Below are 16,685 nucleotides of genomic sequence, written 5' to 3'. Positions count from 1 at the left end.
GGTTCCGTGACAAAAGTCTTTCACTCATTCCGGCGGCGCAAGCGGAAGATCGGGGATTTTCGGGGCAACTGTTTGGAAATCCGTAAGATCCGGAGGAGCGAACTTTAAGCGATGTTGTTTACATCGACAGTCCGGTGGGGTTAGATTTCCCGGTCCATCCTCTCCTCCCGTGCTCCGGTTCACCCCGGGGCCTCCCCCACGGCGAGTCGACATGCTCTCAAACACCCAAACACCCAATCCCTCGCAGACGGTCGAGCGGATCCGCGAAATCATCGTGGGCCGCCAGTTGGACCGGCTGGAGCAACGCGTGGCGCTTCTCGAAAAGCAGCCGCAGGCCGTCGTGGGCCATTCGGAAACCCGGATCGGCGGCATCGAAGCCCGAGTCGAGGCGCTCCAGCACCATTTTCAACGATTGTCCGAAGGCCTGCGCTTGGAGGCGGAAACCCGCGAGACCCGCCATGAAGAGGACGTCCAGCGGCTGTCCGAGCACATCCAGCAAACCCTGGCCGCGCGCATCGTTCCGGACCGCGGCGCCCAGCTCGAATCGAAGCTCGGCCAATGGCTCACCGATTGGCAGCAGTCCGCCCACCAGCAGGCGGAGGCGCGCGACCGGCAATTGACCGCCTTGCTTCAGGACGAGCTCATCCGCCTGCGCGAGTGGGTCACCACCCAGCTTTCCTCCCTTCAACAGCAGCACGGTGAGCGCGCCGGGCTGGAACAACGCTTCGCCCAAATCGCCAAGGCCGCCCGCGCGCTCGCGGAAGCGGCAGAACCCGGCTCCCTTCCTGGCAACCTCCCCCCACTGCCTTGATGTCCGCTGCCCTCCGTCCCCTCCCCGCTCCCACGCCCGTCCCGAGTTCCCACGGCAACCCTTCCCCGCTGTGGTCCAGCCCGCCCGCGCCGTTCGAGCCCTTTGACCCGGCCGATCCCACCGCCACCCCGGCGTCCGCCTTCGTGCCCACGCCCTTCGCCCGGGTACCGCTGCCCGGTCTACCGGCGGAGGGAGAACACGAGTTTCCGCCCTCCTGGCCGGTGCCGCTCGCAGTGCTGCCGGACGCGCCCGCGACCGCGCCGGTGGAAACACCGCAGCCGCGCGTCTTCCGGCCCGCACCCGTGGACTTCCCCCACGTGCCGCAGCCGCACGAAACGCTGGTCACCCGGTTGGAGCCGCTGGCAAAGGAGGGAAACGCCGCTCCCGCAGCCGATTTCAACGACGATGACCTCCGCGAGGCCTTCGGCCCGATCGTCGAGCAGGCCGTACGCAGCGCCGTCTATGCCCGGGAAAATGGCATCGACACCTACCTGGAGCCGATGCTCCGCGCCACCATCCGCCGCGCCCTGGCGGAATACACGCCCACCCAGCGCCCGTTTCAGGAACCCGGCACGCTCGACCGCATGCTGTGGCGGCTCCAGGCCCTCTTCACCAGCCGCACCTACGAGGACATCGTTTTCGAAAAGACCCACCGCTTCCAGGTCGAGGAGGTCTTCCTGCTCGATGTCCACTCGCTGGCTCTCGTTTCCTTTGCCTCGAACCAACCCGGTCGCCACGCCTCGGCGAAGCGCGTCGAGGGCACGGTCCAGCGGCTCGCGCTCCAGCTCCGGGACGCCGATGGCCACATCCGCTCGGAATTCGAGCTCCCCGAGCACCGCTTCGCCGTCTCCCGCGAGGGCCGTTTCGCCGTGCTGGTGGCCATCGTCCGCGGCCGCAGCAATGAACTGGTGACCGCCGATCTCGAATTTTCACTGAAACGACTGGAGGACCACTTCCGCGAACGTTTCGCCCCCGGCGGCCCGCCCTTGATGAAGGATCTCCAGCCCTTCCTCGAGGACTGCCTGCTGATCCAAGCCCCCGCGCACGCGGCCTAACGGACCCATTTCCGCCGGTTTCCGCTCCAACTCCTTCCAGAAACGGAATTAATCAGGTCTCGCCTTGACCGCATTGCCCCACCCCACTAGGAACGCCGCGCATGGGATTTGACACACTCGGGCTCTCGGAAGCCGTCCAGAAAGCCATTGAGGAATCCGGATACACCACCCCCACCCCGATCCAGGCGCAGGCGATCCCGCTGGTGCTGGACGGCAAGGACGTGATCGGAGCATCCCAGACCGGCACCGGCAAGACCGCCGCCTTCGCGCTGCCGTCCCTCAGCAAGCTCACGCCGCTCGGCAAGCCGCAGATCCTCGTGCTGGAGCCGACCCGCGAGCTCGCCCACCAGGTCGCCGAACAGTTCATCAAATACGGCAAGCACACCGGCCTCAAGGTCGCCCTACTCTATGGCGGCGTCGGCTACGGCCAGCAGACCGAGGAACTGGCGAAGGGCGCCGACATCGTGGTGGCCACCCCGGGCCGCCTGATGGACCATTTCTACCGCGCCACCATGCGCTTCGGCGAACTCAAGGTCCTGATCCTCGACGAGGTCGACCGCATGCTGGACATGGGCTTCCTGCCCCAGGTCCGCAAGATCGTGAACCTCTGCCCGTGGGACGAGCGCCAGACGCTGTTCTTCTCCGCCACCATGCCGGCGGCGATCCAGACCTTCGCCCAGTGGTGCCTGAAGGACCCCGTCGAAGTGGAAATCGCCCGCCGCGCCGTGGCCTCCACCGTGACCCACGCCTTCTACCCGGTGGCCATGGACCAGCGCGATGAACTGCTCATCGCCCTGCTCGACAAGACCGACTACCACTCGGTGATGATCTTCACCCGCACCCGCAAGGAAGCGGACCAGCTCACCTCGCTGCTGAAGACCCAGGGCCACGACAAGGTCGCCGCGATGCACTCCGACATCGCCCAGGCCGATCGCATGAAGGCGCTCCAGGGCTTCAAGGAAGGCAAATACGAGGTCCTCGTCGCCACCGACGTCGCCGCCCGTGGTATCGACATCTCCGGCGTCTCCCACGTCATCAACTACCGCGTCCCGGAAAACGCCGAGGACTACGTCCACCGCATCGGACGCACCGGCCGCGCGGAAGCGGAAGGCGATGCCTTCACCCTGCTCACCGCGGATGAACTGGACTACGCCAAGTCCGTGGAGGTCTTCATCGACCGCAAGATCGACCGCAAGAAGCTGGAAGGCTTCGACTACATCTACACCGCGCTCCTCGACGATTCCCCGCCGAAGCCGGTGCGCCGCAAGATGAGCGGCGGTGGTGGCAAGAAACGCCGCCGCTAAGCGGTAGCACAAGTTTTCAACTTGTGAGTGGGAGGACCATCGTTCTCCCCAACGCATCAAGCTTGCTATCCAAGAGACGGAGTCCAGCGCTTCGTGTAATTCCGACACGCGCCGTGGCCGCACTCGGAAGAGCGTGGGCGGGGCAAACTCGCCCGACCCCATGCATTGCCGATCCCGGGTTTGCTCCCGACCTCTCTGAGCCCGGAGGGCGACGTATCCTAGCCGGTGGCGCAAGCCACCGGACCAGGCCCGGGAATGGATGCAAGTCCCGTTAGGGACGGCGCTGCCTGCGCTCTTCCAGCGAATCCGTCATACCAGCGATTTGGAAGCATCCGGAACTCTTCAAACGTCGGATGCGGACTTCCATTTGGAATGTCATTCGGCCTCCGTTTGCGTCGCCTCTGCCGGGGCTTGGAACTCATGTTGTGCCATACCGATGGCTTGCGCCACCGGCTAGGATACGTCGCCCTCCGGGCTCAGAAACTTCGATCACCACCTTGGCGAGACAAGTCGTTCACCCCAATCCCGCCAACGGCGCGGAGGCATCGCCGAAGCCGTCCACCTTCGCGCCGGCCTTTTCAAGCATCCCCATCCACAGCGAGCACAGCGGCGTGCCCTGTGGACTGACGACATGACGGCCGGTCTTCAGCCCTCCATTCGCTTTCCCCGCGACCACGATCGGAACGTTCTTCGGATCGTGGGCGTTGCCATCGCGGATCGGGGAGCCGAAGGCGACCATCGAGTGGTCGAGCAAGGTGCCGTCGCCTTCCTTGATCGACTTCATGCGGTCCAGCATGCCGGCGTATTGGTCGACGTGCCAGCGGTTGATCCGCTCGTATTCGTCGAGCTTCGCTGCATCGCCGCTGTGATGGGAGATCTCGTGGTGGCCGCCGTGGACGCCATCGAGGAACGAGAAGTTCCGGTTGGTCACGTCGTTGCCGAACATGAAGGTGGAAACGCGGGTGGTGTCCGACCACAGCGCGAGCACCATCAGCTCCATCATGATCCGGCAGTGCTCGGTGTGATCGAAGCGCGGGCGCGAGTTCAGTTCCTCCTCGCGCGAGGCCTTGCCCATCGCGGCGGTGATGCGTTTGTCGAGGGCGTCGAGGTTCGAGAAGAAATCGGGCGACAGGTTCTCGCGCGCGGCGAGCACGCGGGCTTCCTGCTCGATACGGCGCTCCACCTCACGGACGGATTCCAGATACTGGTCGAGCTTCTGCTTGTCCTCGCTGCCGAGCTGCCCTTGCAACCGCTTCGCGTCGGCGTTCACCAGATCGAGCACCGAGCGGTCGTCGGACGCCTGCTTTTCCGCGGTGGACGAACGCTCGCGGAACAAGCGGTCGAACGCCACCCGCGGATTGATCTCGCAGGGCAGCGGCACGTTCGAGGTTTTCCACGAGATGTGGGAGGCGTAGAGGCGGGTGTAGTTGACGTTGGTGTCGATGCCATGGGCGACGGGCTCGGTGCCGAGCTCCAGCGAGGGCAGCCGCGTGCCGCGCCCGATGCGGTTGGCGGCGAGCTGGTCCATCGAGATCCCGTTGGCGTTGATGTCGGAGCCGGTGGTCTTGGTGATGGTGGTGCCGGTGAGCCAGCCGCCGGTCTTCACGTAATGGCCGTCACCGGTGAAGGACGCCTTGTTCTGGAGCCCGGTGAGCACCAGCAGGTCCTCGCGGTGGCGCTGGAGCGGCGAAAGAATCGGCGAAAGCTCGAATCCCGCTCCCTCGCCCTGCGGCGTCCAGCGGTCCGCGCGCACGCCATTCGGCATGTAGAGCAGCGCCATCCGCACCGGAAAGGAGGCCGCCGTGCCCGCCGCCATCAACGGCCGCATCGCGTCGAGGAACGGCAGCGCCAGGGTGGCACCGGCACCGCGGAGGAAACTGCGGCGCGGCATCAGCCAGCGTTGGGATTGGAAGTGGGCCATGGGTTCGCGGGGTTTCGGGTTTTTCAGCGCGTGGAGGAGCGGCGGAGGAATGGCGGCGATTGAACGATACCGGTGATCAGCGACTGGATTTTCAAGCCATCGCCGCGGAGCTGCCGGACCAGGTCGATCACCACCGGCTCGTCGTAATACTCGAGCGGGCGACCGAGGCCGTAGGCCAGCATCTTGCGGGCGAGGTTGCGCAGGAACAGCTCGTCGTCTGACAGCAGGTAGCGCTTCAGTCCTTCCGGTGAATCGAAGGTGAAGCCGCCGGGCAGCGTGGCCTTCGAATCGATCGCGTTGCCCTTCACATCCGTCGTGCGCCAGCGTCCCAGCGGATCGAAGTTTTCCAGCCCGAACCCGAGCGGATCGATCTTCGCGTGGCAGGCCGCGCACGACGCCCGCGAGCGGTGATTCTCCAATCGTTCACGCATCGAGCTGCTGCCGCCCGCGCGGTCGTCCGGCGGCAACACACCCGCGTCCGGTGGCGGAGGGGGCGGCGGGGTGCCGAGCAGCGTGTCGAGAATCCATTTTCCGCGCTTCACCGGACTGGTGCGCAGCGGCAGCGAGGTCACCGTCATCACCGAGGCCTGTCCGATCACGCCGCCGCGGTTCTTGTCGGTGAGCGCCACCTTCCGCATCTCGCCGCCCTTCACATCCGGGATGCCGTAGTGCTTCGCCAGCTCCTCATTGAGGAAGGTGTAGTCCGCGGAAAGCAGGTCGGTGGCCGGGCGGTTCTCCCGCACCACGTTGGCGAAGAACTCCACCGACTCCCGGTACATCGCCTTCCGCAGCGATTGGGTGAACTCCGGGAAACGTTTCAAATCCGGCTCGGAAAACTCCAGCAACTCATCGTAACCCAACCACTCGCCACCGAAGAACCTCGACAGCGATTCCGCCCGCGGATCCTGGAGCATCCGCTTCACCTGCGCGGCGAGCACCACGGGCTCCGCCAGCTTCCCCTCGCCCGCCAGCCGGAACAACTCCGCGTCCGGCATCGAGGCCCACAGGAAATACGAAAGCCGCGTCGCCAGTTCGTGGCCATCCACCGCCCACTCCTTCTTCCCGGCCTCGTCGTGCTCGGCGCGGAATAAAAACGATGGATGCAGTAGCAGCGATTGCAGCGGAGCCTTCAGCGCCTCCTCATACGGCATCCCGCCGGCGAGCCGCTTTCCGAACAACGCCAGCAGCGGTGCCAGCTCCGCATCCGACGGCGGACGACGGAACGCCAGCGCGGCCTGCGCTTGCAGCACGGTCTTCGCCGCCAGCTCCGGCGCGCGGTCCGCGGCGGGCTTCACCGCCACCACCCGATCCAGCCGCTCCGGCTTCGCATACACCGCGTCGATCACCCGCCGCGAGGCCGCGAGATACTTCTCCATCAGCGAGGGCTGGATGAAGAGCGCGTCGCCCACGTTGTCGAATCCCTCTCCGCCCGCGCCATCCGCGGGAAACTCGCTGCCCGCGTCGAAATCCACGTCGAGCCAATCGCGCACCGTGCGGCTGTATTCATTCCGGTTCAGCCGCCGCACCGTGGGCCGCCCCGGATTGCGGGGAAACTTCCCCTCCTCCAGCCGCGCCAGCGTGCCGCGGATCTCGGCCACCAGCGCCTTGCGCTCGGCGTCGGTCGGGATGTCGTCGGCATCGTCTTCCGGCGGCATCTTCCCGGCCTCCACCTGGTCGGCGATGGTCTTGAGGAACCGGTGATACTTGAACGCCTCTTCGGTGGAGGTGAGCTGGTTCACCTCGATGCCGCCCTTCTGGCGTTTCTCGCCATGGCACTCGTAGCAATATTTGGACAGCAAGGGACGCGCGCGGTCGGCGAACTCATCCGCCCTCGCGATGTCCGCGGTCAAAGCCACCGCCACGATGCAATACGCACGCAACATTCTCCGGTCAGCCGTGGGTAAGCACGCGGCCTGCCGGTTCTTTCACTCCGATGAAGGATCGCATGCGTCCATCTTCGTAGCCGCGTTCGTGAGAACGTGGGCAGCGCCCATTCCCGCATGCCCATGCAGATCCAGCCCCCCAATGGAGGTTCCCCTATTCCTCAAGCCCATCAGGGCACCATATAGAATCAGAACTCGCCCTTGAACGAGCAACGCGCGGTCGGAGTCTCGTAGATCACAATCTCCGCCAGACCGGGGAGATCCGGTGCCAGCTTCTTCCAGAACCAGCCCGCCAGCCGCTCGATGGTCGGGCTCTCCAGCCCTTCGATGTCGTTGAGGTAGCCATGGTCGAGCAGCTCGAGCAGCGGCTTCATGGCGTTTGAGATGAGCTTGTGGTCGTAGACCCAGCCCACCGTTTCATCCACCTCGCCCTCGATCGAGATCTCGACCTTGAAGCTGTGGCCGTGCATGCGGCGGCACTTGTGGCCTTCCGGCAGGCTCGGCAGCGTGTGGGCGGCTTCGAAACGGAACAGCTTGGTCAGGCGGGCGCGCATCGGCCGGATGCTACCCCCGGCCCCGCCCCATCCAAGTGCCAAAACACAACTTTTGGGTTTCCGGAGGGTTGCATTTGCATACTTTTTAATGACTGAATAATGAATCGAATTTCACTTTGACGTGGTGGTTCACCTCCCCCAGCACACTCCCCAGCGGAACGTTCATTCCAGCCATGCATTTACCCGACACCACCCCGCCATCGTTCGCACCTGCCTACTCCCCGCCCCGATCCTCAGTGTGGCGGAAACTTGGCGGAGGTTCGCTCTCCATTTCGATCCTGGTCCACGCCCTCCTACTGGCGATCGGCGTGGTCTGGATCTTCCAGATCATCCCGGCCCAGAAGAAGGAGGATGTGAGCTTCCTGCCGAGCAGCGGCGGCGGTGGCAGCGGCGCGAAAAGCGAGGCAGCCCAGAAGAAGCGCGCGTCCATGACCACGGCCAACGCCCCGCGTCTATCGGCAAAAGGAGCGACCTCCAGCTTCTCACTGCCGGAGATCGATCCCTCCTCGTCGATGTCCTCGGTCGGCGCGCTTTCATCCGGTGGTCTGTCCGGCGGTCTCGGCGGCAGCGGTTCGGGTGGCGGACGCGGCGATGGCCGCGGCACCGGGATCGGTTCCGGCATGGGGCCCGGCCTCGGCGGCCAAGGTCCAGGCGTGATGTTCTTCAACCAGAAGATGGACGCCCAACGCGTCGCCTACGTCATCGACTACTCCCAGTCTATGGCCGGCAAGCGCGAGAAGCTGATGCGCAAGGAACTCGCCGCCTCCGTGGCCGGACTTTCGCCGCTGTCGAAGTTCCAGCTCATCTTCTTCTCCGGCCCCGCCTGGGTCGCGGGCGACACCATCGAGGGCGACAATCAGAGCGGCAAGGTCGAGGTGAAATCCGCCGGCGGTGAAGGCTACAAGTGGGAAACCGTGAAGCCCAAGGGCTGGGGCGGCGACTGGAAAACCGTCGGAAAACGGCAGAAGCCGGAGTGGATGAACGCCAATTCCGAGCTCAAGGGCATCGCCGCCCGCCGCATCCAGGAAACCCCGCTCAGCATCGGCACCTGCTGGACGCCTTCGCTGGAAATGGCCTTGGCGATGGACCCCGCGCCGAACGTGATTTTCTTCATGACCGATGGCGTGGCAGAGACCACCGAAATGCGCGCCATCATCGCCAAGGCGAAGGTGAAAGGCACCGTGATCAACACCATCGCGATGATGGAACCCAAGGCTGGAGAGGACATGAAGAAGCTCGCCCACGGCACCGGCGGGAAGTTCACCATCGTCGAGGAAAGCGGCCAGGTTCGGGAGGAGCCCTGACGCCCCCACGGCTGGATCGCCGCAAACCTTTCGAGCTGTCGCAATATTTGCCGCATTTGCATGTAACAAATGGGCGAAATCGGGTAATGCTGATTGAAAGCCCCATTTCATCATGCATCCCGTTTCCGACTCCGATCCGGAGCAAAGCCCCCGTCCCGTTGCCGCCGCACGCCCTTCCATCTGGAAAAAGCTCGGCGGCGGCTCGCTCTCCATCTCGATCCTCGTCCACGCCATCCTGCTGGCCATCGGCGTGGTCTGGATCTTCCAGATCATCCCGGCCCAGAAGAAGCAGGAGATCGATTTCATGCCAAAGGGCGGCGGCGGCGGCTCGCCGGGCGTGAAGGAAGTCAGCAACAAGAAGCAGCGCGCCACCATGACCAACCCGAACATGCCGCGGATGGCGGCGAAGGGCGTGGCCAGCAGCTTCACTCTCCCTGAGCCGGACGCCGCGGCGGCGATGTCGTCGGTGGGTTCTCTTTCCTCGGGTGGTCTGTCGGGCGGCCTCGGTGGCAGTGGTTCCGGTGGCGGCCGTGGCGATGGCAGCGGCACGGGATTCGGCTCCGGCATGGGCCCAGGTCTCGGCGGTGGCGGCGGCATGAAACCGTTTGCCGGAGTGATGTTCGGCAATCCGGTGAAGGCTCGCACCATCGGAGTGGTGCTCGACGTTTCCGGCTCCATGACCCCGCACCTGGCGAAGGTCATCAAGGAACTCGACCGCGTGGCGGAAGGCAGCCCGCTGATCCTCCACGTCGGCTGCGGCATCGGCCCGGGTCGCCCGGAGGGCCGCACCTACTCCACCGTGGACATGGACAAGGACCGCTTCGAGCGATTCTGGCGGCTGAACCACAATGGCAAGAACATCACGGTCTCCAAGGGCAGCGGCCGGGAGAAGGTCGACCTCAACGAGCCCATGCCCGCCGAATCGCTCTACCGCATCCTCGCCGCCCGCAAGAACACCTACTTCATCGAGTTCGATGGCGTGCAATATGCGGGCAATGCCCTGCTTTCGAAGGAGCTGAAGGACGCCGAGGCGGTCTATTGGTTCGCCGACTTCCAGGACAAGGTCGACGAGAAGGAAGCCGAGGACGTGGCACGTCGACTGAAGGCGAAGAAGCAGAAGCTTTTCATGCATGCCTCGGTGGAAGGGAAGTCCTTCTCCTCGGTGCGCGACCTGCTGGTGAATCCCACCGGTGGAACGGTGATTTCGGCGAAATAACGGCATCCCCCGTTCGGCGAAATTGCCATCATGATTGGTTCTTTTGCTCATCACAAGCCACCGGGCACGGGCCATGGTTGGGAGAAAGCCCCTCTCCATGCAGCCGCCCGCAATTCCCGTTTCTGAAACACCCCCTCCGTCCCCTGCCGCACGTCCGTCCGTCTGGAAGAAACTGGGCGGCGGCTCGCTCTCGATTTCCCTGATCGTTCACGCCCTCCTGCTGGCGATCGGCGTGGTCTGGATCTTCCAGGTGATGCCGGCCCAGAAGAAGGACGACGTTGATTTCATGCCCAAGGGCGGTGGCGGCGGATCCCCGGGCGTGAAGGAAGTGAGCAATAAGAAGCAGCGGGCCACCATGACCACGGCGAACATGCCGCGGATGGCGGCAAAGGGTGTGGCCAGCAGTTTCACCCTGCCCGAGCCGGAGGCTGCCTCTGCCATGTCATCCGTCGGAGCCCTGTCCTCCGGCGCGATCTCCGGCGGGCTGGGCGGCAGCGGCTCCGGAGGAGGCCGGGGCGATGGTTCCGGCAGAGGCTTCGGAAGTGGCAGCGGCCCGGGATTGGGCGGAAGTGCCAGCGGGATCAAACCGTTCACCGGCATGATGTTCGGGAATGAAGTGAAGGCCCGCACCATTGGCGTGGTGCTCGATGTTTCCGGCTCCATGACCCCGCACTTGGCGAAGGTCATCAAGGAACTCGACCGCGTGGCGGAGGGCAGCCCGCTGATCCTCTACGTCGGTTGCGGCATCGGCCCGGGTCGACCGGAAAAGCGGTCCTATTCCACCACCGACATGGACCAAAAGCGCTTCGAACGGTTCTGGCGGCTGAACCACAATGGCAAATACATGACCGTTGCCCAAGGCAGCGGTCGTGAGAAGGTCGACTTCAGCACGCCCCTGCCCGCCGAACCGTTGTTCCGTCTGCTGGCGGCCCGCAAGAACACCTTCTACATCGACTACGAGGGCGACGAGTTCGCCTGGACCGCCCTGATGGCCAAGGAACTGCGCGATGTGGAGGCCGTTTACTGGTTCGCGGATTTCCAGGACAACGTCGATCCGGAGGAAGCCGGGGACATCATGCGGAAGCTGAAGGCGAAGAAACAGAAGCTCTACGCCCACGCCTCAGTGGAGGGAAAATACTTCTCCGCGGTGCGGGACCTGATCGTGAATCCCACCGGCGGGGCGATCATTTCCACCAGCAAATAGCGGGTCCCCGGGGAACAGCCGGGCGAGTTGCAACATCATGCGTTTGGGCCACCCGCCCGTTCACGCATGTACGAAGACCCAAGTTACCCCCCTTATTACCCGCCCCAGCGGCAGACCGCGAAAACCTCCTTCTGGCGAAAGCTGGGCGGCGGCTCCCTCTCCATTTCCATCATCGTCCACGCCATCCTGCTGGCCATCGGCGTGGTCTGGATCTTCCAGATCATCCCGGCCCAGAGGAAGGAAGAGGTCGATTTCATGCCGAAAAGCGGTGGCGGCGGAGCCTCGGCGGCCAGCCAAACCACCCAGAAGAAGCGGGCGACGATGACCACCATGCCCAACGCGCCGCGCTTGGCGGCCAAGGGTAGCAGCTCGACCTTCACCCTTCCCGACGTGGATGCGGGTGCCTCGATGGCCTCGGTGGGATCGCTCAGTTCCGGAGCCCTATCCGGCGGGCTCGGAGGCAGCGGAAGTGGCGGCGGCCGCGGCACCGGAAACGGGATCGGCTTTGGCAGCGGCACCGCTCCCGGCCTCAGCAATGGCACCGGCGCCAACAGCCCCTTCGGTCTCCCCCAGGACCTGACCGGCAGCGCGCTCATCGGCACCTTTTACGATTTCAAACAGACCCGGTCCCACAAGAGCACGGAGATCTATCCCGACCAATTGCCGGCCATCATCAAGGAATTCACGGATGACAAATGGCGCGAAAGCTCGCTCTCGAAGTACTACCGGGCTCCCCAGAAGCTCTACCAGACGAAGCTCTACATCCCGACCATGCCCGCGGGAGAAGGCCCGAAGGCTTTCAACTGCGAGAACGAGGTGAAGCCCAGCCGCTGGATGGTGGTCTACCGTGGCGTGGTGACCCCGCCGAAATCCGGCAAATACCGGTTCGTGGGACTCGGGGACGATTGCATGGTCATCCGTTTCAACAACCAGCACGTGTTCGACTACGGCTGGACGTCCGGCACCACCGGCATCCAGCTTTCCAAAAACCTCTCCGTGCTGAAGGGCACCAAGGAAAACCCGGAGATCCAGAGCAAGCTCAAGAAGGATTACCCGATGCCCCTTCCCATGACCTTCTACCAATATCCGGGCATCCCGAAGTGGAACGACCTGATCTGCGGCCTGGCCGTGGGAGCGGAATTCGAAGCGAAGGTCGGCACCTCCTATCCCATTGAGATCCTCATCAGCGAGATTCCGGGGGGCTCGTTCGGCGCGATGCTGCTCATCGAGGAGGTCGGGGCGACCTACAAGAAAACCGCCAATGGCTCCCCCATCCTGCCCCTGTTCCGCACCGACAACAGCGTGCCCGCGGACACCAGCGCCGTGCCACTGGACCCGACCGGCATGCCATGGAAGGTGACCAGCAAGGCCAAAACGGACATCTGACGGCCTGGACCGGCTGGCGGAGTCGTCACGAAATGGCGCTTTTCCAGCCGGTTCGCCTTCCAGGACCAGCATTCTCTTGCATCGACCGGGCGTGCTCCCTACTTTCCGCGCGCCGCGCACGACATGAAAGCCATTCTTGCTCTTGAAGACGGCCGGACCTTCGAAGGAAAAGCCTTCGGAGCCACCGGCACCACCACCGGGGAGATTTGTTTCAACACCTCGATGACGGGTTATCAGGAAGTTGTGACGGATCCTTCCTACCGCGGCCAGATCGTCGCGATGACCTACCCTCAGATCGGGAACTACGGCATCACCGTGGAGGACAATGAGTCCGCCCAGCCGCACGTCCGCGGTTTCGTCATCGGCGAGCTCTGCAACGTCCCGTCCAACTGGCGCTCGACCCAGAATCTGGACAGCTATTTCAAACAGCACGGCATCCTCGGCATCGAGGACATCGACACCCGCGCCCTGACCAAGCACCTCCGCTCGCTGGGCGCGATGCGCGCCTGCCTCACCACCGAGCTGAATGCCGAGGCCGCGATCGAGGCCGCGAAGAACTCGCCCTCGATGGAAGGCTCCGACTTCGTGAAGGAAGTCTCCACCGAGAAGGACTACGCTTGGGACCAGGAATCCCGCAACTGGATCATCCCGAACGCCTCCACCGGCGAACCGGGCCCCTACCAGGAGCTGCCGCCGGCCCGCCACCGCATCGTGGCCTATGACTTCGGCATCAAGTTCAACATCCTCCGCCGCCTCCGCCAGGCTGGCTTCGAGGTGGACGTGGTGAACTCCCGCGCCACCGCCGAGGAAGTCCTCGCCAAGAACCCGGACGGCATTTTCCTCTCCAACGGCCCCGGGGATCCGGCAGCTCTGGATTACATCCACGAGGAGCTCAAGAAGCTCATCGGCAAGAAGCCGATCTTCGGCATCTGCCTCGGCAACCAGCTCCTCGCCCACGCCTTCGGCGGCACCACCTTCAAGCTGAAGTTCGGCCACCGCGGCGGCAACCAGCCGGTCAAGGACCTGCGCACCGGCAAGGTGACCATCACCTCCCAGAACCACGGTTTCGCCGTCGATCCGGACTCGCTGCCGGACAATGTCGAGGTGACCCACATCAATCTCAACGACGGCACCGTCGAGGGCATGCGTCACAAGGAGCACCCGGTGTTCTCCGTCCAGTATCACCCGGAAGCCGCCCCCGGCCCGAACGACGCGACCTACTTCTTCGAGGAGTTCGCGGCGATGATCGATCAAACCAAGCACTAAGCATAAGATCCAAAACGAAGAGTTGGCCTCCGGGATCCAACAGGGAATGCATGCTCCTCTTTCGTTTAGAATTTAGTGCTTAGAATTTTGAATTTTCTTCCATGAATACCATCGTCACAGGTCTCCAATGGGGAGACGAAGGCAAGGGCAAGGTCGTCGACTATCTCACCGAGGAGGCCGATGTGGTCATCCGCGGCCAAGGCGGTAACAACGCCGGTCATACGGTGATCGCCCGCGGCACCAAATACGTGCTGCACCTTCTCCCGTCCGGCATCCTGTGGGACGACAAGCTGAACGTCATCGGCAACGGTGTCGTCGTCGACCCCGTCGGCCTCGTCGCGGAGATCGCCAAGGTCGAAGCCCAGGGCGTGTCCATCACCCCGGAGAAGCTCCTCATTTCGGACCGCGCCCATGTGGTGCTCCCTTTCCACAAGGAACTCGACGCCGCCCGCGAGGCCTCGCTCGGCGACCAGAAGATTGGCACCACCAAGCGTGGCATCGGCCCGACCTACGCGGACAAGATCAACCGCTGCGGCCTGCGCATGGCGGACCTCCTCAACGAGTCCTTCGCCCACGAGCAGATCGCCCGCCGCGTGGTGGACGCCAACGAGATCCTCGTGAAGTATGACCTGCCGACCTTCACCGCCGAGCAGGTGATCGCGGAAGTCTACGCCGCGTTCGAGCGCCTCCGCCCGCATGTCACCAACACCATCCCCCCACTCCACAAGGCGTGGAAGGAAGGCAAGGTGCTCCTGTTCGAAGGCGCGCAGGGCACGCTGCTGGACATCGACTTCGGCACCTATCCCTTCGTCACGTCCTCGAACACCACCGCCGGTGGTTCCTGCACCGGCTCCGGTCTGCCGCCGACATCGGTGCAGCGCGTGATCGGGGTCTGCAAGGCTTACACCACCCGCGTGGGTTCCGGTCCTTTCCCGACCGGCGACGAGGGCCTGTCCGAGTATCTCCACGGCCTTGGCCGCGAGTTCGGTGCCACCACCGGCCGCCCGCGCGGCTGCGGCTGGCTCGACACGGTGCTGCTCCGCTTCGCCTGCATGGTGAACGGCGTGACCGATCTCGCCGTGACCAACGTCGACGGCCTCGACGCCTACGACACCCTCCAAATCTGCACCCACTACGAGGTGGACGGTGAGCGCCACGACCTGCCGCCGGCTTGCCGCGCCGCGTGGGACAAGGCGGTGCCGGTTTACGAAACGCTGCCCGGCTGGAAGAGCGACACCACCGGCTGCACGGAATACAGCCAGCTTCCGGAAAACGCCAAGGCCTACCTCACCCGTTTCGCCGAGCTTTGCGGCGCGCCCGTGAGCTTCGTCGGCGTCGGCCCGGACCGCGCCCAGACGCTGGTGGTCTGAGCTCGTTTTACCGTTCTCCAAGGGGGAGGTTCCAATGGAATCTCCCCCTTTTCCGTTCCGGGACATGGCGGGGAATTCACGCGAATTTCACCCATGCGCCCCCTGCGTTCGGATATGCTGTCCTTCGTGCCTTCCGCTGAAACTTCCGCTGTGCAATCCTCCGCATCCATGGTTCAACCGGGCCGCCCGCCGATGCCTTCCGACCAGGACACACCCCGACACATCGCCATCATCATGGATGGCAACGGCCGCTGGGCCAAGGAACGCGGACTGCCGCGCCGTGAAGGCCACCGCGCCGGCGCGGAATCGGTGCGCGAGGCGATCGACGCCTGCAAGGAACTCGGTGTGGAGTATCTAACACTCTACGCGTTCTCCTCGGAGAACTGGAACCGCCCGGCGGCAGAAGTGAAGGCGCTGATGGCGCTCCTCGATCGCTTCCTGGACGAACGCGAGAAGGACCTGATGCGGCAGGACGTGCGCCTGCTGGCCATCGGCCAGATCGAGCGTCTCCCCGCCTCCACCCGCAAGCGTCTCGACCGGCTCAAGGAGAAGACCGCGAACAACCGCTCGATCACCTTGGTGCTCGCGCTGTCCTATGGTTCCCGCGAGGAAATCGTCGAAGCGGCCCGCTCGCTCGCGACCGATGCCGCCGCAGGCAAGATCACGCCGGAGCAGATCGACAACAGTCTCTTCGCCTCCCGTCTCTGGACCGGCGACATCCCCGATCCCGATCTGCTCGTCCGCACCTCCGGCGAGCTGCGGGTTTCCAATTTCCTGCTGTGGCAGATCAGCTACGCGGAGATCGTAATCGTGAAGAAATTCTGGCCGGAGTTCCGCCAAGGCGACCTCTTCGAGGCGGTGAACGAATACCGCCGCCGCCACCGCCGCTTCGGCGCGTTGTGAGGCTTCAGGCGTGCGCGGTTTGCGCGACGACCACGCCGGTTTCCGGCCTCAACAGCGCCTCGAGGAAGTCCAGCTTGTTGGAACAGAGGAGCTTTCCGAACTTCCGGATTTTTCCATCCACATGGACCTCCAGATATTCGGACGTCGGGCTACCGGGCCGGATCGTGCTCACGTGACGGACCACCACTTCACCTCTGGTGAACTCCACGGTCCTCGGGGAAATCCATCCCTCCGAAATTCGGCATTCGTCACCCCGGATCTCCACCGCCACCCGGATCGCCAGACGCCGCGCAACCATGACCAGAAGTGGTAGGGAGAAGATGATGATCGTCAGTCCCTGCTCCTTTAGATCCCAAGAACAACCGCAATCCCGGTTCAGCAGCGGATCGATCAGCACGGCGACGGAACACAGGAACAAGATTGGCAGCACCTGCCACCACTTCGCGTTCCGCCAATTCAAGATGTGTCGTTTTCTTGTGCGCTGCCCCATGTGAACCGTAGGACGGTG

General features: G+C 64.2%; 14 protein-coding genes. 10 read left to right on the top strand and 4 right to left on the bottom strand.

What is annotated here, in order from left to right:
- The first annotated feature begins 211 nt into the window (after window positions 1–211).
- From llg_RS17465 to llg_RS17455, 3 genes are all read left to right on the top strand, one after another.
- Window positions 212–811 carry a hypothetical protein gene (locus tag llg_RS17465; protein WP_338286076.1) on the top strand — a complete coding sequence of 200 codons (600 nt, stop codon included), beginning with the start codon at window positions 212–214 and terminating at the stop codon, window positions 809–811.
- Window positions 811–1,866, top strand: a complete 1,056-nt coding sequence (locus llg_RS17460) for a hypothetical protein (RefSeq protein ID WP_338286075.1) — start codon at window positions 811–813, stop codon at window positions 1,864–1,866. The genes llg_RS17465 and llg_RS17460 overlap by 1 nt, the downstream gene beginning before the upstream one ends.
- Window positions 1,867–1,967: 101 nt before the next feature.
- Entirely contained in the window at window positions 1,968–3,170 is a 1,203-nt protein-coding gene (locus llg_RS17455; RefSeq protein WP_338286073.1) for a DEAD/DEAH box helicase, read from the top strand.
- A 514-nt stretch (window positions 3,171–3,684) separates the two neighbouring features.
- Here llg_RS17455 and llg_RS17450 read toward each other — a convergent pair.
- From llg_RS17450 to queD, 3 genes are all read right to left on the bottom strand, one after another.
- On the bottom strand, window positions 3,685–5,091 hold the full coding sequence (locus llg_RS17450; RefSeq protein ID WP_338286072.1) for a DUF1552 domain-containing protein: 1,407 nt from the start codon (window positions 5,089–5,091) through the stop codon (window positions 3,685–3,687).
- Between the two features lie 23 nt (window positions 5,092–5,114).
- The gene (locus llg_RS17445) at window positions 5,115–6,974 is read right to left on the bottom strand and encodes a DUF1592 domain-containing protein (RefSeq protein ID WP_338286070.1); all 1,860 of its coding nucleotides are present in this window, start codon (window positions 6,972–6,974) and stop codon (window positions 5,115–5,117) included.
- A gap of 188 nt (window positions 6,975–7,162) precedes the next feature.
- Window positions 7,163–7,528: a 6-carboxytetrahydropterin synthase QueD gene (gene queD / locus llg_RS17440; protein ID WP_338286068.1), complete on the bottom strand. Its 366-nt coding sequence runs from the start codon at window positions 7,526–7,528 to the stop codon at window positions 7,163–7,165.
- Window positions 7,529–7,701: 173 nt separating this feature from the next.
- Here queD and llg_RS17435 point away from each other — a divergent pair, with 173 nt between their 5' ends.
- The 7 genes from llg_RS17435 (at window position 7,702) to llg_RS17405 (ending at window position 16,177) form a co-directional block, all read left to right on the top strand.
- The gene (locus llg_RS17435) at window positions 7,702–8,832 is read left to right on the top strand and encodes a hypothetical protein (protein ID WP_338286067.1); all 1,131 of its coding nucleotides are present in this window, start codon (window positions 7,702–7,704) and stop codon (window positions 8,830–8,832) included.
- 112 nt (window positions 8,833–8,944) lie between these two features.
- Window positions 8,945–10,048 (top strand): hypothetical protein, encoded by a 1,104-nt coding sequence (locus llg_RS17430; protein ID WP_338286065.1) that lies wholly within the window; start codon window positions 8,945–8,947, stop codon window positions 10,046–10,048.
- Window positions 10,049–10,145: 97 nt separating this feature from the next.
- Window positions 10,146–11,252 (top strand): hypothetical protein, encoded by a 1,107-nt coding sequence (locus llg_RS17425; protein WP_338286064.1) that lies wholly within the window; start codon window positions 10,146–10,148, stop codon window positions 11,250–11,252.
- A 66-nt stretch (window positions 11,253–11,318) separates the two neighbouring features.
- Window positions 11,319–12,638: a hypothetical protein gene (locus tag llg_RS17420; protein ID WP_338286063.1), complete on the top strand. Its 1,320-nt coding sequence runs from the start codon at window positions 11,319–11,321 to the stop codon at window positions 12,636–12,638.
- Between the two features lie 123 nt (window positions 12,639–12,761).
- Window positions 12,762–13,904 (top strand): glutamine-hydrolyzing carbamoyl-phosphate synthase small subunit, encoded by a 1,143-nt coding sequence (gene carA / locus llg_RS17415; RefSeq protein WP_338286062.1) that lies wholly within the window; start codon window positions 12,762–12,764, stop codon window positions 13,902–13,904.
- 101 nt (window positions 13,905–14,005) lie between these two features.
- On the top strand, window positions 14,006–15,274 hold the full coding sequence (locus tag llg_RS17410) for an adenylosuccinate synthase (protein ID WP_338286060.1): 1,269 nt from the start codon (window positions 14,006–14,008) through the stop codon (window positions 15,272–15,274).
- A 192-nt stretch (window positions 15,275–15,466) separates the two neighbouring features.
- On the top strand, window positions 15,467–16,177 hold the full coding sequence (locus llg_RS17405) for an isoprenyl transferase (protein WP_338286058.1): 711 nt from the start codon (window positions 15,467–15,469) through the stop codon (window positions 16,175–16,177).
- Between the two features lie 4 nt (window positions 16,178–16,181).
- On the opposite strand, the gene llg_RS17400 is transcribed toward llg_RS17405, so the two are convergent.
- Window positions 16,182–16,574 carry a hypothetical protein gene (locus llg_RS17400; RefSeq protein ID WP_338286057.1) on the bottom strand — a complete coding sequence of 131 codons (393 nt, stop codon included), beginning with the start codon at window positions 16,572–16,574 and terminating at the stop codon, window positions 16,182–16,184.
- Window positions 16,575–16,685 lie beyond the last annotated feature (111 nt).

The organism is Luteolibacter sp. LG18 (assembly GCF_036322585.1).
Taxonomy (GTDB): domain Bacteria; phylum Verrucomicrobiota; class Verrucomicrobiia; order Verrucomicrobiales; family Akkermansiaceae; genus Luteolibacter.
Note: the sequence above shows the minus strand (reverse complement) of the source record. Positions and strands in the feature narration are given on the sequence as shown.

What these genes read in the sequence shown, in the direction of transcription:
- llg_RS17465 (WP_338286076.1), top strand. Translation starts at nt 212, where the DNA reads ATGCTCTCAAACACCCAAACACCCAATCCCTCGCAGACGGTCGAGCGG.
- llg_RS17460 (WP_338286075.1), top strand. Translation starts at nt 811, where the DNA reads ATGTCCGCTGCCCTCCGTCCCCTCCCCGCTCCCACGCCCGTCCCGAGT.
- llg_RS17455 (WP_338286073.1), top strand. Translation starts at nt 1,968, where the DNA reads ATGGGATTTGACACACTCGGGCTCTCGGAAGCCGTCCAGAAAGCCATT.
- llg_RS17450 (WP_338286072.1), bottom strand. Translation starts at nt 5,091, where the DNA reads ATGGCCCACTTCCAATCCCAACGCTGGCTGATGCCGCGCCGCAGTTTC.
- llg_RS17445 (WP_338286070.1), bottom strand. Translation starts at nt 6,974, where the DNA reads ATGTTGCGTGCGTATTGCATCGTGGCGGTGGCTTTGACCGCGGACATC.
- queD (WP_338286068.1), bottom strand. Translation starts at nt 7,528, where the DNA reads ATGCGCGCCCGCCTGACCAAGCTGTTCCGTTTCGAAGCCGCCCACACG.
- llg_RS17435 (WP_338286067.1), top strand. Translation starts at nt 7,702, where the DNA reads ATGCATTTACCCGACACCACCCCGCCATCGTTCGCACCTGCCTACTCC.
- llg_RS17430 (WP_338286065.1), top strand. Translation starts at nt 8,945, where the DNA reads ATGCATCCCGTTTCCGACTCCGATCCGGAGCAAAGCCCCCGTCCCGTT.
- llg_RS17425 (WP_338286064.1), top strand. Translation starts at nt 10,146, where the DNA reads ATGCAGCCGCCCGCAATTCCCGTTTCTGAAACACCCCCTCCGTCCCCT.
- llg_RS17420 (WP_338286063.1), top strand. Translation starts at nt 11,319, where the DNA reads ATGTACGAAGACCCAAGTTACCCCCCTTATTACCCGCCCCAGCGGCAG.
- carA (WP_338286062.1), top strand. Translation starts at nt 12,762, where the DNA reads ATGAAAGCCATTCTTGCTCTTGAAGACGGCCGGACCTTCGAAGGAAAA.
- llg_RS17410 (WP_338286060.1), top strand. Translation starts at nt 14,006, where the DNA reads ATGAATACCATCGTCACAGGTCTCCAATGGGGAGACGAAGGCAAGGGC.
- llg_RS17405 (WP_338286058.1), top strand. Translation starts at nt 15,467, where the DNA reads ATGCCTTCCGACCAGGACACACCCCGACACATCGCCATCATCATGGAT.